Origin of the sequence: Craterilacuibacter sinensis (assembly GCF_009831765.1) — a bacterium.
GTDB lineage: Bacteria > Pseudomonadota > Gammaproteobacteria > Burkholderiales > Chromobacteriaceae > Craterilacuibacter > Craterilacuibacter sinensis.
The window spans coordinates 18,626-31,593 of the sequence record NZ_WSSB01000008.1; the positions used below are offsets into that span (position 1 = coordinate 18,626).

The following is a 12,968-nucleotide window of genomic DNA, read 5'->3' on the forward strand; positions in this document are numbered from 1 at the left end:
GGGCCGCCCGTCCGGATGTGTGCCCTATGCGAACTTCCCTTTGTGACGGTGCGCGAGTGCCCTACCGCGTCTGCACCTATCTGTTTTGATTGGTGTGGTCACCCTTGCCGTGCTCAGCCCACCCGCGGCAGGTCAGCAAAACAGGTGGTATAGCATGGGCTCACCCGATCACGGCGCATATGCCATTGCTGGCCTAGACCTTCGGCAGCCAGCCGCAGGGTGCCGCGGCCATAGCGCGTGTTGATGGTATCCAGCGTAGCCAGCAAGGCCTCCCGTGTCGGCGATACCGCTTCGGCCAGCAGGTCCAGTTGCCGGGCCGGGCCGGTCTCAATTCCACTCAGCAGCACGCCCGCTTTCTTGTAGCCGAAGCCCGGGCGGTACAGGCGTTCCAGCAGGCGTTGAGCCTCACGAGTTAAAGCCAGGGTGTCGTTGCACGGTACCGGCAAGGCGGTCCACTCCAGCGCGTGATGCTGTGGGGTCTGCTCGTGGAAGCGGTGGGTGTGCAGTTCAACCCCCAGCATCGCGGCCACGCTGCCCTGGGCACGCAGGTCGGCGGCGGCTTCGGCGACATGGTGGGCAATGGCGGCAGCGAGTTCTGCCTGGTCATGGATCAGGCCGCCAAAACTGCGGCTGCGCACTAACTGCTGCTTGGCCGGCGCCGCATCCTCCAGTTTCAGACAGGCGATACCCTGCAGTTCACGCTGGGTACGCTCCACCACCACGCCAAACCGGGCTCGAATCGTCGCAGGGTCTGCCCGCGCCAAATCCAGCGCGGTGAGGATACCCATCCGCCCCAACTTGTCGGCGGTCTGGCGACCGATGCCCCACACCTCCCCCACCGGCTCACTGGCTAGGGCCTTGGCCTGTCGTTCTGGGTTTAGATCCTGCCAGTTGAGTACGCCTCCCAGCCGGTCATGGCGCTTGGCCAGATGGTTGCAGAACTTGGCCAGGGTCTTGGTCGGCGCGATGCCGACACAGGTGGGGATGCCCACCCACTGGGCGACACGTGCGCGGATTTGATGCCCCAGCGTGGTCAGCTCGTCAGGCATGCCGGCCAGATCGGCGAAACACTCGTCGATGGAATACACCTCGACCTGCGGCACCAGGCTGGCGATGCTGGCCATCATGCGCGCCGATACGTCGGCATACAGTTCATAGTTACTGGAAAACACAGTCAACAGACCGGCCCGCTCCAGATGCGCGATCTGAAAAAATGGCACGGCCATCTTGATGCCCAGGGCCTTGGCTTCGCGGGTGCGGGTCACCACACAGCCATCGTTATTGGAGAGGACGACGATGGCCTTGTGCGCCAGATCCGGGCGGAAGATACGCTGGCATGAGGCGTAGAAACAGTTGCCGTCGATCAGGGCGTACACGCTTACAGCTTCTTGATGACGAAGGTGACCACGCCGATCAATTGCCACTCGGCGTCCTCGGTCGGCACAATCACCGGAAAAGTCTCCCGCGCATTCTCCGGGTGCAGTTCGATATGCGTGCCCTGCTTGCGCAAGCGCTTGACCGTGAATTCGGTACCGACCTGCGCGACCACAATGTCGCCATTGATCGCCTCACGTGAGCGATTCACGACCAGCATGTCGCCGTCGTCAATACCGGCATCGGCCATTGAATTTCCAGCGGCGTATACCGCAATGGTCGCGGCAGCATTACTCACCAGATAGTCGTTGAAGTCGAGACGCTTTTGCGTATACGACGCGGCCGGCGACGGAAAACCCGCGCGTACTGGGTCCTGCATCAACGGGATGGCTGCAGGCAGTAGCGACTCGGCTAGCGCCAGAGCCCCCGGCGGCAGCGCCGCATTCTCAGCCTGCAACTGAACGAAGCCGGCAAGCCAGCTATCCAGTTCCGGCACGAGCGATGCGGGCACACGCTTCACCACCGTGTGTTCGAGAAAACGACCGCTTCCGGGCTTGCGGCCGGCCCCGGCACGGGCACCGCCGCGTTTGGAGATGGGGCTCATAGATACCACCATTAGAAATCTGTAACAGCATTCTAACAGTGCTCGGTACACACCGCACACAAAATGACCAACGCCTACGGCGGGAGTGAAGGCCTTCGGCCAAAGAGTAAGCCTGCGGCTAGGGAATAAGCCTGCGGCCAAGGAGACGCCTACGGCGAAAACCAAACTCGCCAGTCCCTCTCGGGTCAGGCGCGGGCGACGCCTGCGGCGGGGAATATGGAGGGACTGATCTTGCTTGAATGCTGCAGATTGCAGTTCACCAGTCTGAATGCGGAGCTTTTTTCATCGATTCAGGCATTGCTCGCAGTGTGGCTAACTAAGGCCTATGTCAGGTTCTTCTTCGGGTTCCCTAACGCTCAACGCCTTCATTTTTACGATCGGACAATCAGTCGTGAGCGAATAGCGATTCGACTGATCCTCTGTCCCTCGAACTTCGCTGCCTAAATCACATTTTCAAGGGCTGATCTTGACCCCTTGCTGCTATTAGAAAGATTATGGGCTTCTCAACATCTTGGCGCTATTAGAACATTTTTTCTGCCGTAATGATAAACCTGGGAACTAGCAAGGACTGAAGGGCTAAATCGCACACTTTGTCAGACTTTCGCACACTTTTTAAGTGTCTCACACTCCGTTTTTAGGCGCTCTCCCCCCTACTTCCAGCTCAATTCGACATGACGGCCACGAAAAAGAAAGTGTGCGAAATTACAGCCCCCCCCATTTTCAGCAAAGCTCTGAAGTTTAGTTAGTTAACCATGCGAATTTCTGTTTCGGGGTCAGGCCGCCGAGCGCCATGCTGGGGCGTTCATGACTGCAGGCCCACACCCAATCGTGTAGAGAGAGCCTCTACAAAACTCGGGGGATTCAATGAGCGGACTATGGCAGCAAAACACCCTACCGGGGTGTCCGAAAAAATTTAACCACGATATTCGAACTCGAGTTAACGAAATACACACCAATAGCAACCACCGAAACACCGGTGATCACTTGAATGTCAAAGATTTCGCCGTAGAGCAAATAAGAAGCGACAGCTGCAGAGACGGGAACCAGGTAAAAAACGCTGGCTACTCTGCTCACATCACCACGGCGAATCATGATGTAAAGCAAACTAAGCGCACCAATCGATACTCCGGCTGACATGTAGGTTAGTGCGATGACGAATTCGGGATGCCAGACAACCTCTATACGCTCAAAAATAACTGCGAACGGCAGGAGTAGTACAGCCGAGGTGGCAGACTGAATAGCTCCGCCAGGAAAAATGCTCATGCTTGCGCAAAAGCGCTTCTGATAGAGATTACCCAGCGTGACCCCGAACAGGCCGATAATCGACATTCCCACTCCAAAAAGCTGGAAGGCACTGAAATCGATTTTATGCCAGACTACAAATGCAACACCGATCAGCCCCATTCCCAAGCCAATCCATTGCTGCCACGACAAATACTCCCCCAAGACCCGGCGCGCAAATACGGCGACCAATATCGGTTGAAGAGCAATGATCAGTGCGGAAATTGCTGGTGACAGGCCAACAGAAATAGCCACAAATACGCCAGCAGAGAACGCCCCAACCGTAAGGGCTCCAGCTACGGCAATATGCAAAATCTCTCTCAGAGATTTTGGCCACGGTGCTCGAACGAGCATCGCTAAAACAACAATCAAGGCCGCCGCTATTGTGAAACGAAGAACCAAAAAAGTTAGAGGTGGGCAGTAGGGTAAACCGTACTTCGCGCCAACAAATCCACTGCCGTACAACACCACAAACATCAACGGAAGCAATAAATGGCTTACAGGCGAAACGGACTCAGGCTGGGTGATAGGCAGGCCAGAAACAGCAACATTTGATTTGATATTCATTACAAATCCCTTATCGTTTTATACGAACACGGCCCCATTTCCTTGGCTGCGGCAAGAGAGCCAAGTGCTATACTTGCACAATACATACTAGTAGGTACATTAAATTATGTCTAAAGCATCCACATTGGTCGATATATCGCGTAACAAAGCCCCCCTAAAGCGGGTAGGAGGGCGAGAAAAACTACTTAGCGCAGCCCGAGAGCTGTTCTGGGTCAAAGGATTTGAATCGACAAGCCCCCATGATCTCTACGCCTTCAGCGGTGTTGGTCAAGGAAGCTTCTATCATCACTTCACCGGAAAGTTGGACTTGCTACACGCCGTACTTGAGGATATTTCTTCCCGTGAAATTGCAGTTCTCGAAGACATCGTTTCGACCGAGTCCTCCTCGCTCAAGCGCCTTTACAAGTACCTTGAAATCCAGCGGGATGCTCTCAGAGGCTGCAAATTAGGTCGATTTGTTTACGAGTCATCCATCGAGAAGCCTGAAGTCTATGAGCCGATTCGCCTCTATTTCACAGTGGTAGAGCAGTTCATTAAAAGTAATGTTCAAGCTGCCCAGGAGCAAGGGGCACTATCCAGGATGCTGGATGCCACGGCGATTACACATCTGCTGCTTTCATCTGTTCAAGGCGGGTACATTTTTGCAAGAGCCAATGGCACTCCCTGCAGCCTGGATGACTCCCTTACCGCTTCAAAAAAACTGCTTGATAGCCTCTCTCCTCTCAGCGCGGTTTAGTGGGTTTTATAGAGAGACAAAGACTAGTGCCGCCGCTATTCAATACTCGACGTACCCCGGCCTCAAGTGCCAACCTCGCCGCATCCTGTTTAGCAAGGTGGGATGATTAGACGCATACGGGGATTCCGTCAGCCGCTCAGTTGTTTTTTTTCCTAGCAACCTGCGACACGGATCACATAGATCGACGTGAATGGATGGCCACCAGGCTAAATCACGTTTCCAGCTTGCTTGCATGCCTAGTTTCCCCGCCCCCATCCAGCCATGACCGACAGCGGCCGGTGCGGGGCCAATGGCGGACGTTCTGCCCTTCCGGCTCCATAAAAGAACGCCGCTGCACTTTGCATGCAGCACAGCGCATCCCTGGTTACCCCCCCCCTTTCTAAAAAGCTCTCCATAAAAATTCGTAGTTAGGCACGCGGTTCCGACCAGTTTTACCTAGACTTTGACCCCACCCTCCCCCTGCTGCAGATCCTGTCGACGGGGACTGATGACCATGTTTAATTTCCGCTAGGCCGGCGAACGCCAACCGCTCAAGACTGGGACATGGCGGTGATGACTAGTTGGCTGGGTCATGACCGGGGTGGGTGATCGGTTGGGCTGCCCCACCTTGGAGAGCCAGTGCGAGAAAACCGACCAAGGTCAGGCGGCCCAGGCTGCCGGCCTTTGATGCCCTCATGCCATGCCTGACAGGGACACCATCGGCCGGCCTCCCGCTTAGGCAGCCAGTGGATTCGGTTCGAACACCGTTTCCAGTATCACTTCCAGCGAGCCGCGAGCCGCGATCAGCCAGCCATCCAGCAGCGGCTCGAACACCTTGCGGTAGTGGCTCTGCGCCGTCGCGCCATCGCAACCAAACAGCCGACCGAACTCGGCCCAGCTGCCATCGCCCGGGCGCATCCACTTGCGCACCATCCAGTCGCACCCGGCCTGTCCGAAGCGAACGCTGTCCGGCCCCTTTACATGCCGGACATTCGCCGCCAGTTCTTTCCAGGCCGGCGGCCCGAGACGGATATTGTCGGCATGCAGTCTGGCCATGATGGCCAGATGCTGCTCGACCGGCAGACTGATCAGGGCTTCCAGCAAGCGGGTGGCTTCGATACGACCGCAAAGCCCTTCCTGTTTTCCCTTGCCGCGCGGCAGATCACTGTAATGAACGGCACCGACACCACCCGACTGCAGGTATTCGATCGCCCAACGCACCTGCTTTAATACTTTACACATCACAGACCCCCCTGAATATTTGCCTGGAGATCCCTTTAGCCCCATCGTTGTGCGGCTTTATTGTTGGGTCCTGCCTAACCTTAAGCGCTGTGCCTTTGCTTTAGAATGCGCCGTGCCTCCTCCATGGCCTGACGGTGGGCGCCGGCGGTACGCAATCCGCCAGCGTCGGTGATTCGTAAAGGGGTGGGCGAAGGCCATGACGGCCATTGCATCACCTCATCAACGGCCTCCCTCCACCGCTTGGTGACTTTCTTGTAACTGCTGTTGCGCACAACATCCCAGCCCAGACGGTCAGCGGCCCAGTGCAGTGCCGGATGCGACAATGCCTGTTCGCGCCCCTGCGCATCCCGCACCACCTCGCCCATTTGCCGGGCGTAGGCATAGCGCTGCACCTCACTGAAAGCCAGCTCTAAGTCGGGCAGTTTGCTACACAACTGCAAGAACACCGGCACTTCCAATGGTGGCCACTCATAACCGTCGACAGCGCGCTGCAGGGCCATGTCGATCTGTTCGCGGCTAATACGGCAACGCTTCAGGTGGTGATCCATCTCGGCCACCCAGGCACGCACCGACTCGACAGATGGCAGCGATTTATCCAGCCGGCCACGGTAGATGCTAGAGAACCGGCTCAGCACATAAGCTGCCGCACTGGGGTGGGCTTTACGCGGCTGCTGCTCGGCCTGCGGGTCAAACACGGAGATATTGCTCATTGCCACGCCTCCTGCATAAACGATTCAACAGCAGAGACACGCCCTCTCCCACCGGCTGGCGAATGGCGGGACGAACCGGCTCGGGAGGAAGTACGTGTCGCACAGGACGGGAGCTCAATCAGACTGCCGCTCTCGATGATCTTGACGGCGTAAGCCGTGGTGTTGCCGACCTTGCGTGTGAGCGCATCGTCGAAGGCGCACAGGATCTCGGTCCGGCTGACCGGTCGTTGTTGGCAGATAGTGATTAGCGGCTGTACCGCACGCATGAAACGTCCATCGGGCACCATATTGTGTTTCGCCAGTTGCTGACGCAGTACCGCGACAGCATCAGCTGCAGCCAGTCCTGACGTTGACAAGGAGACCACGTCGTCGGCAGTTGCCCAATGTTCATCAAAAGGCGTCGCGCGCGCGTTCATCTCATCTCTATCCAGATGACTAGATATGGCCCGATCATCCTGCCCCTCAAGCACCGCCTCTACCGCACGTTCAGGCATGGCAAAGACTTGCGGGGCGGGGCTTGGACTCACCCGCTCATCCGTACTCTCCAGGGGCACGTTCATCACACGATCATCAAATAGGGCGCAAGAATCCTGCAATACCAAAGGGAAACGCAAACACAGGCGCATTTGCATATCGGGAAGTTGAACCCGTTCGACCAAACCACAACGCACCATTTCGTCGACGGCGCATTCGGTCTGGCGGCGCGTCGCCAGCCAAGGGCTACGCTTGCTACCTTGTGGCGGATCCCAGCGGGCGAACTGGGCCAGCATGGCATAGCTGGCCTGATTGTCAGGGCGATTGCCGACCATGCCAGACTCCCGGTCTACCAGCCGACGCAGGCGCCGGTAGAGTCGTTCGCTACTGGGGTGCAACATCTCGATGGCCGCACACTCTAGTGGCCCCATGCTGCGTTCTATGTCCCGTATACCCATCCCTATTTCTCCCTGATCAAACTCAGCGCCGTATCGCGCGGGTTGCCATCCAGTTCCAGTAGCGGCAGCTCGTTCGACCTGTCGCGTCGCGTCCACTGCGTACTCACCATCTCTTCGACCCGTTTGCGGTAGGCCACCCCGTAGATCTCGCCCAGCCGGCGCAACTCCCGTTTGCGCCAGCCGACTATCGGTAGCGTCATCACGTAGTCGGCATCGGCCTCAGCCCTGCCGCTCTCTTTGTCCCACGCGATCACGCGTGACACCCTCCAGAAACGACTTGATGGCATGGAGCGCCCGATCACGGTTCTGGGCTTTCTCCCGTTCCGGGCAACGCTTGATACGCCAGGCGGCCAGTTGCATCTGCTGGCGGGCAAAGTCGCGGCTCATGCCGGCGATACCTGTACCAACTGGTTACGGACAAAACTCAGCGAATGCTGGATCTCGGCCGCGGCCTGTTCCAGCTCCAGCTCGGCCGACTTGAGACGTTCCACATCCAGTTGCTCGCCCAGGCTGGCAAATGCCGCGACGCCCTCGCCCGCTTCACGCGCCAGGCGTGTCATCAAGGGGGCATGCGCCTGCGCCTGATTGCCCATCACCCGTAGACCGACCGACAGGCCGACCCGCGACAACATCTCGGTCGCCGCTGACAGGCGCAGATCCAGAGGCAGCGCCAGCAGAACCAGCGGCACCATATTGGCCGGCAGCAAACTGGTGTCTTTGGACTGGTCATCCAGCCAGCGCACCAGGCGCTGATTATTGGTTTTCATGACGGTCACCGGATCGATGCAGGGACCGGCGCGATGGAAGTCCACCAACCAGACCGCATCGAAGCCGAGCTGGTAGTAGGACTCGACAATCTCGGCAGCTACGGTCTCATTGGACCAACGCTTACGCTGGCGCCAAGCGCCGACATGATCACGCAACACACTGATCCATGTTTGATGTGGGTTTGCTTTCATGACGCGCTCCAATACAGCCACTACAGTGAATAAAAACGCCGGCCAAGACCGGCAAAGCTCGCCCAGGCAAGGGCAAGCAAGGGAAACCTTCAACCGTCGTGCGAGTCACTAACGGAGGCTGTTGCATGCAAAGGACTAGTGCTACTGCGCTCGATGTCAAAAAGACACTACAAGCTCTGTTCTTTCGACTGTTGAAGCCATTCCTTCCGATCAAGACGGGCTAACGCTTGATGGCACCTCACCAAAACGTAGGCTGACCCATTTGGTACATCATCGCCCCATTGAGATACCGCGCTTGGATTCACCTCTGCCGCCTTTGCGAGAGCAGCTTGCGAACCAAAATAATTTAGTGCGGTCGTTTTCTTCATACGTGAAATTTAGCATACTAAATGACAGACGTGCAAGCATGCTAAATCTATCAGGGTTTAGAATTCTGAACATGACACTGGCAGAACGAGTAATTTTAGCTATCAAGCACTCTAGGAAATCCCAAAGGGAGATCGCGGGCGAAATCGGCATTTCACCTGGCGCACTCACTCTGTGGAAAACAGGCGAAACCAAAGACATAAAATCAACGCACTTGCATAAAGCTGCAAAAGCTCTTGGCGTTCACCCCGAGTGGCTTGCGACTGGGAAGGGTGAAATGTTGGCTCCGAACCTTGGAGCAGCCATCCAAACGCCATGGCGTCCTGTAGTAGTGATAAATAGTGATGAAGACATTGAGCATGATGTCATAGCCATCCCTCGCTACACGGTAAAGGCCTCTGCTGGCAATGGAGAACCAGTGCTAGAAATTGATACTAAGGGGCAACCAAACTACTGCCGAGGAGGCTGGGCTAAACGTAATGGCTACAAAGCGGAAGACTTGTTTTCTATTGTCGCTAACGGCGACAGTATGGAACCAACCATACCGAATGGGGCTAGTCTGATCGTACATAAACAGAACGAGATAGTTAGCGGGAAAGTACATGTAATTTGCAAAGGCAATGAGTGCTACGTTAAGCGACTGATCCTTCAGATGGATGGGAGCTTATTGGCACGGTCTGATAATCGCGAAAATTACAAAGATATGGAACTACGCCCTGAAGATCCCGAAACATTACATATCGTTGGCCAGGTCGTATCAGTAAGTTTTAACTTATAAATCACAGCCTAAATTAAGACAAAAGCATGTAGGCACATACCTACATGCTTCATCCATTAAGCAACAACCCACTCTTGTTTTTTCCTATCTCTCCGAATTCCTTCGGCAAAGATCTCACTTCCCTAGCACACCAAGCAGCATTACAGCTCCCACTCAAGGCAGAGCAATCTTTTCTAGAGATCTAGAGATGCACTTGCGTTCCTAAAACCACTACTCCCAAACCAGAAATTCAGCATGCTAAACTTTTACCTTGACGCATCAAATTTAGCTTGCTAAATTGCCGACATGCCAGAGAACTTAATTTAAGAGCTCCGATCCTTAACAAAATAATCCACGTTACGACGCCAGACGCGACGGGCTGCAGCAACAGCACCGCAATGATGGCGTCAACAAGATCCCCACACCTCACCCTGATGCGCGAGGCCGGAATGGGTGGACAAAGCGCGAGCGACGTAGGCGCACCCACAGAAGGCAACGATGGCAGGCACTTAACGCAGAAGACGGAAACATGAGGCGCGGCAGAAGTGCAAGAAACAGGCGGGAGCGGCCTGAACACAACGGCTTGAACGACTGGCCGGCCGTAAGCGGCCAAACCCGCTACAAATAGCCCGCATCTCGCGGTGCGGCGACCAGGCACTAACAGATGAAAGCAAGGAACAGGAGACCCGTATGGCAAGCACAACACACTGCGCAGGGCCGCTGCGATATGCGCCATTCCCGAAAAAAAAGCGCCCCAATGGAGTGCGCATGAACAAGCTGCTGACTTGCCGCACACGATGGGGTCACCCCCACAGCAATTGGCGCCACCACTATTACCGGTTCCGTAAAGCAGTTGCCAGCGCCCTGAGCATGACAGTTTGAACGACTGCCCCCGTCAGGGGCCACACCCGAGCCGCTTCATCGAGGCGGTTGGGGTGTCCATCATAGGAGCAGGCCAATGAAAGCAGCATCCGCAAGCCCAGCCGCCACCTTGCCCCTGGTTGCGGTCAGCCCGTCACAGCAACGACGGATTTTTGAGGCGGTATGTGAAGCCTCCGGCCACTGCAAACTGGAGAGCTGGCCGGCCAGCATGGGCGTGTCTGGTCCCGAAAAACTAGCCAACGACCTATTGGCAGCGGCCAGGCTGATCAACCAGATAGACATACCTTCCCAAACAGCGCCCCAGCAAGCACCGCCGGCCGCTTTGATTCCAGCGCACGGCCATGCCTGGCTACTGGATCTCAGCCAGCCCAATGCCGTCGATTTCCACTACCTGGTCGATGGTCAGGTCATCAAGAGCTACCCGCACACCGATCCGGCATCCGCGGCTATTTTCGCGCTCAGTATCGCCCTGGATCTGGCACGACCATCAAGCCGTCCGGATGGTTCGTCCACCCCTGCGACAGCCTAAGCGCACCCCGTTTTCGTGTTGTTTGATCTCTGCGCTACGACCTGCGCAGCGGCTTAGGCCGGGTTATCCGGGTCACGCACTCTGACCCACCAGGTTGAGGAGTGCAAACGGCAGGCGCCAGCCATCCGGCAGTCCGATGGCGCCATCCCCCTTGTCAGAAATCACCCGTATCCCTTTGCTATTCATTCGACCAGCACGCAAGAAGGTAAGCCATGAGCCCCAGGCTGTTTAGCGTCCGCGCCAGTCATCTTTGCCTTGTATCGCGCCGCGTGTTTTCAGAACGTGAGTTTGCACAAACCTCAAACTTAGGACATCACATGCATGACTTTGAATACCAACTGAACCAAGAAGTACAGCTCACCCTATCTGCCGAAAAGGGCGTCGTGATTGGGCGTGCAGAATACAGCACGGGCACAAAATCCTATCTCGTGCGTTATGTCACCGCAGATGGCCGCCAGGCAGAGGCGTGGTGGGATGAAGCCGCCATCACTGACGCGTAAACAGGCAGGCGCATAGCGCCACCGCCATGACGGCCTCCTTAAGCGAGGCCACTTCAAGGGAACGTCCGCTAAACCCGATAGCAAGGGTGGTCGGCGCCACCCCATACCTTCCCAGGGAGAAACACCATGGATGAAATCAAACTGCTGGACGCTTCCGACACCGCCCTGCGCACGCTGCGCCGTTCGGGCTGGATCATCAAATCGCCCTACTTTACCGCCGCCGGCGAGCCGGTCTTTATCGCGGTGCGCCCAACCACCGGTGCGCCCCAGCGGGTCATTGCCACGGTGCGCTGACTTATTTGCCGTCCATGTTCATGACACGTCATGTCCTCGCATTAACACGGTATGAACACCCCATGAACCCGAAATGAACACCGTATGAACAGGAATAAGCGTGCATGAACAGCGAACAGCAGCGCAAACAGGCAGTCAGGGCGCTGCCGGGGCGAGAACGGCCAATCAATAAGACGGCCGCGCTACGGATGCTTTTACCGGAGATCGAGGCGGCCATGGCGCGCGGTGTCAGTCAGGCCGAGCTGGTGCAGTCCCTCGCCGCTGCCGGCCTGACACTCACGCTGGATCAGCTGCGCGTCACCCTGTACCGCATCCGCCACCCCAAACGAAAGCCGCCTCATGCGCCAAGCCAGGCCGTCCCGCCGGCCCTACCCATTCCCCGCACACCGGCGCCTTCAAGCGCCGGTTTTGATTACCAGCAGTACCGTGACAAACCCACCGATTGGTAAAGCCATGACCCAAGACACCATCCATATCGTATTGCAAGGCAAAGGCGGCGTCGGCAAGAGCCTGATCGCCAGCCTGATTGCCCAGTCCATCACCGACAACGGCCGTCCGCTGCTGGCCATCGATACCGATCCGGTCAACCAGACGCTGGCCCGTTACCAGGCACTGAATGTCTGCACCCTGCCGCTGCTCGACCGCGAACGCCAGGTCAACAGCCGCGCCATCGACGACATGATCGAATGGCTGCTGGCGCATGACGGCGACAGTGTGGTCGACAACGGCGCGACCAGCTTTATTCCGGTTACCGGCTATCTGGCCGAGACCGGTGCGCTGGCGGTGCTGCGCGATGTCGGCAAGCAGGTCCTGCTGCACAGCGTTCTGGTGGGCGGGCAAGCAATGGAGGACACCCTGGCCGGCCTGTCCGCGCTACTGGCCAGTACCGATGCCCCGGTGGTGGTGTGGCTGAATGAATTCTTTGGCCCGGTCGAACGGGAGGGGCGCAGCTTTACCGAGTCCAGTCTCTATCTCAAATACCGGGCGCGCATTGCCGGCGTCGTCACCCTGCAACGGCGCAATAGCGAGACCTACGGCCGTGATCTGGCCTTGATGACCGAAAAGGCGCTGACCTTCGAACAAGCACTCAAGCATGAAGCCTTCGGCACCATGCCGCGCCATCGCTTATGGCAGATCCGCGAGGATGTCAGCCGCCAGCTGCAACCCCTCCTGAATCCGCCGCAGGCTGCAGCGGCATGAAACAGCCAGCCGGGCATGTAACAGCGCCGCTCGACGGCCACACCATCTTGAAAGAA

General features: G+C 57.1%; 17 protein-coding genes. 7 read left to right on the forward strand and 10 right to left on the reverse strand.

Annotated features, from left to right (window positions below; genetic code table 11):
• Window positions 1–113: 113 nt before the first annotated feature.
• The 3 genes from GQF02_RS09640 to GQF02_RS09650 all read right to left on the reverse strand — a co-directional run bounded on the left by GQF02_RS09640 (window position 114) and on the right by GQF02_RS09650 (window position 3,826).
• Window positions 114–1,376, reverse strand: coding sequence for a Y-family DNA polymerase (locus tag GQF02_RS09640; RefSeq protein ID WP_160796715.1), 1,263 nt, complete (start codon window positions 1,374–1,376; stop codon window positions 114–116).
• Window positions 1,377–1,378: 2 nt separating this feature from the next.
• On the reverse strand, window positions 1,379–1,978 hold the full coding sequence (locus GQF02_RS15955) for a LexA family protein (RefSeq protein ID WP_160796717.1): 600 nt from the start codon (window positions 1,976–1,978) through the stop codon (window positions 1,379–1,381).
• An 891-nt stretch (window positions 1,979–2,869) separates the two neighbouring features.
• A complete protein-coding gene (locus tag GQF02_RS09650) occupies window positions 2,870–3,826 on the reverse strand; it encodes a DMT family transporter (protein ID WP_160796719.1) in 957 nt (318 codons plus the stop codon).
• A 106-nt stretch (window positions 3,827–3,932) separates the two neighbouring features.
• Between GQF02_RS09650 and GQF02_RS09655 the strand changes: the two genes are divergently transcribed.
• A complete protein-coding gene (locus GQF02_RS09655) occupies window positions 3,933–4,562 on the forward strand; it encodes a TetR/AcrR family transcriptional regulator (protein WP_160796721.1) in 630 nt (209 codons plus the stop codon).
• Between the two features lie 714 nt (window positions 4,563–5,276).
• On the opposite strand, the gene GQF02_RS09660 is transcribed toward GQF02_RS09655, so the two are convergent.
• The 7 genes from GQF02_RS09660 to GQF02_RS16215 all read right to left on the reverse strand — a co-directional run bounded on the left by GQF02_RS09660 (window position 5,277) and on the right by GQF02_RS16215 (window position 8,752).
• Complete coding sequence (locus tag GQF02_RS09660) at window positions 5,277–5,783, reverse strand: hypothetical protein (RefSeq protein WP_160796723.1); 507 nt, start codon at window positions 5,781–5,783, stop codon at window positions 5,277–5,279.
• Between the two features lie 80 nt (window positions 5,784–5,863).
• Window positions 5,864–6,493 carry a hypothetical protein gene (locus GQF02_RS09665; protein ID WP_160796725.1) on the reverse strand — a complete coding sequence of 210 codons (630 nt, stop codon included), beginning with the start codon at window positions 6,491–6,493 and terminating at the stop codon, window positions 5,864–5,866.
• A complete protein-coding gene (locus GQF02_RS09670; protein WP_160796727.1) occupies window positions 6,490–7,425 on the reverse strand; it encodes a hypothetical protein in 936 nt (311 codons plus the stop codon). Before GQF02_RS09670 ends, GQF02_RS09665 begins: the two co-directional genes overlap by 4 nt.
• 2 nt (window positions 7,426–7,427) lie before the next feature.
• Complete coding sequence (locus GQF02_RS09675) at window positions 7,428–7,679, reverse strand: hypothetical protein (RefSeq protein ID WP_160796729.1); 252 nt, start codon at window positions 7,677–7,679, stop codon at window positions 7,428–7,430.
• A complete protein-coding gene (locus tag GQF02_RS09680) occupies window positions 7,645–7,812 on the reverse strand; it encodes a hypothetical protein (RefSeq protein ID WP_160796731.1) in 168 nt (55 codons plus the stop codon). Before GQF02_RS09680 ends, GQF02_RS09675 begins: the two co-directional genes overlap by 35 nt.
• Entirely contained in the window at window positions 7,809–8,384 is a 576-nt protein-coding gene (locus tag GQF02_RS09685) for a hypothetical protein (RefSeq protein WP_160796733.1), read from the reverse strand. Before GQF02_RS09685 ends, GQF02_RS09680 begins: the two co-directional genes overlap by 4 nt.
• 167 nt (window positions 8,385–8,551) lie before the next feature.
• Entirely contained in the window at window positions 8,552–8,752 is a 201-nt protein-coding gene (locus GQF02_RS16215; RefSeq protein WP_160796735.1) for a Cro/CI family transcriptional regulator, read from the reverse strand.
• A gap of 71 nt (window positions 8,753–8,823) precedes the next feature.
• Between GQF02_RS16215 and GQF02_RS09695 the strand changes: the two genes are divergently transcribed.
• The 6 genes from GQF02_RS09695 to GQF02_RS09720 all read left to right on the forward strand — a co-directional run bounded on the left by GQF02_RS09695 (window position 8,824) and on the right by GQF02_RS09720 (window position 12,912).
• On the forward strand, window positions 8,824–9,528 hold the full coding sequence (locus tag GQF02_RS09695; RefSeq protein WP_160796737.1) for an XRE family transcriptional regulator: 705 nt from the start codon (window positions 8,824–8,826) through the stop codon (window positions 9,526–9,528).
• Between the two features lie 937 nt (window positions 9,529–10,465).
• On the forward strand, window positions 10,466–10,918 hold the full coding sequence (locus GQF02_RS09700; RefSeq protein WP_160796739.1) for a hypothetical protein: 453 nt from the start codon (window positions 10,466–10,468) through the stop codon (window positions 10,916–10,918).
• Between the two features lie 212 nt (window positions 10,919–11,130).
• Window positions 11,131–11,418, forward strand: coding sequence for a hypothetical protein (locus GQF02_RS15840; RefSeq protein WP_220789418.1), 288 nt, complete (start codon window positions 11,131–11,133; stop codon window positions 11,416–11,418).
• A gap of 126 nt (window positions 11,419–11,544) precedes the next feature.
• Window positions 11,545–11,712 (forward strand): hypothetical protein, encoded by a 168-nt coding sequence (locus GQF02_RS09710; protein ID WP_160796741.1) that lies wholly within the window; start codon window positions 11,545–11,547, stop codon window positions 11,710–11,712.
• 104 nt (window positions 11,713–11,816) lie between these two features.
• Window positions 11,817–12,161 carry a hypothetical protein gene (locus tag GQF02_RS09715; protein ID WP_160796743.1) on the forward strand — a complete coding sequence of 115 codons (345 nt, stop codon included), beginning with the start codon at window positions 11,817–11,819 and terminating at the stop codon, window positions 12,159–12,161.
• Window positions 12,162–12,165: 4 nt separating this feature from the next.
• Window positions 12,166–12,912: a nucleotide-binding protein gene (locus tag GQF02_RS09720; RefSeq protein ID WP_160796745.1), complete on the forward strand. Its 747-nt coding sequence runs from the start codon at window positions 12,166–12,168 to the stop codon at window positions 12,910–12,912.
• The last annotated feature ends 56 nt before the right edge of the window (window positions 12,913–12,968 follow it).

Bases quoted from the DNA above. Each gene is read 5' to 3' on its own strand.
- GQF02_RS15955 (WP_160796717.1), bottom strand. From the start codon at position 1,978: ATGAGCCCCATCTCCAAACGCGGCGGTGCCCGTGCCGGGGCCGGCCGC.
- GQF02_RS09650 (WP_160796719.1), bottom strand. From the start codon at position 3,826: ATGAATATCAAATCAAATGTTGCTGTTTCTGGCCTGCCTATCACCCAG.
- GQF02_RS09655 (WP_160796721.1), top strand. From the start codon at position 3,933: ATGTCTAAAGCATCCACATTGGTCGATATATCGCGTAACAAAGCCCCC.
- GQF02_RS09660 (WP_160796723.1), bottom strand. From the start codon at position 5,783: ATGTGTAAAGTATTAAAGCAGGTGCGTTGGGCGATCGAATACCTGCAG.
- GQF02_RS09665 (WP_160796725.1), bottom strand. From the start codon at position 6,493: ATGAGCAATATCTCCGTGTTTGACCCGCAGGCCGAGCAGCAGCCGCGT.
- GQF02_RS09670 (WP_160796727.1), bottom strand. From the start codon at position 7,425: ATGGGTATACGGGACATAGAACGCAGCATGGGGCCACTAGAGTGTGCG.
- GQF02_RS09680 (WP_160796731.1), bottom strand. From the start codon at position 7,812: ATGAGCCGCGACTTTGCCCGCCAGCAGATGCAACTGGCCGCCTGGCGT.
- GQF02_RS09685 (WP_160796733.1), bottom strand. From the start codon at position 8,384: ATGAAAGCAAACCCACATCAAACATGGATCAGTGTGTTGCGTGATCAT.
- GQF02_RS16215 (WP_160796735.1), bottom strand. From the start codon at position 8,752: ATGAAGAAAACGACCGCACTAAATTATTTTGGTTCGCAAGCTGCTCTC.
- GQF02_RS09695 (WP_160796737.1), top strand. From the start codon at position 8,824: ATGACACTGGCAGAACGAGTAATTTTAGCTATCAAGCACTCTAGGAAA.
- GQF02_RS09700 (WP_160796739.1), top strand. From the start codon at position 10,466: ATGAAAGCAGCATCCGCAAGCCCAGCCGCCACCTTGCCCCTGGTTGCG.
- GQF02_RS15840 (WP_220789418.1), top strand. From the start codon at position 11,131: ATGAGCCCCAGGCTGTTTAGCGTCCGCGCCAGTCATCTTTGCCTTGTA.
- GQF02_RS09710 (WP_160796741.1), top strand. From the start codon at position 11,545: ATGGATGAAATCAAACTGCTGGACGCTTCCGACACCGCCCTGCGCACG.
- GQF02_RS09715 (WP_160796743.1), top strand. From the start codon at position 11,817: ATGAACAGCGAACAGCAGCGCAAACAGGCAGTCAGGGCGCTGCCGGGG.
- GQF02_RS09720 (WP_160796745.1), top strand. From the start codon at position 12,166: ATGACCCAAGACACCATCCATATCGTATTGCAAGGCAAAGGCGGCGTC.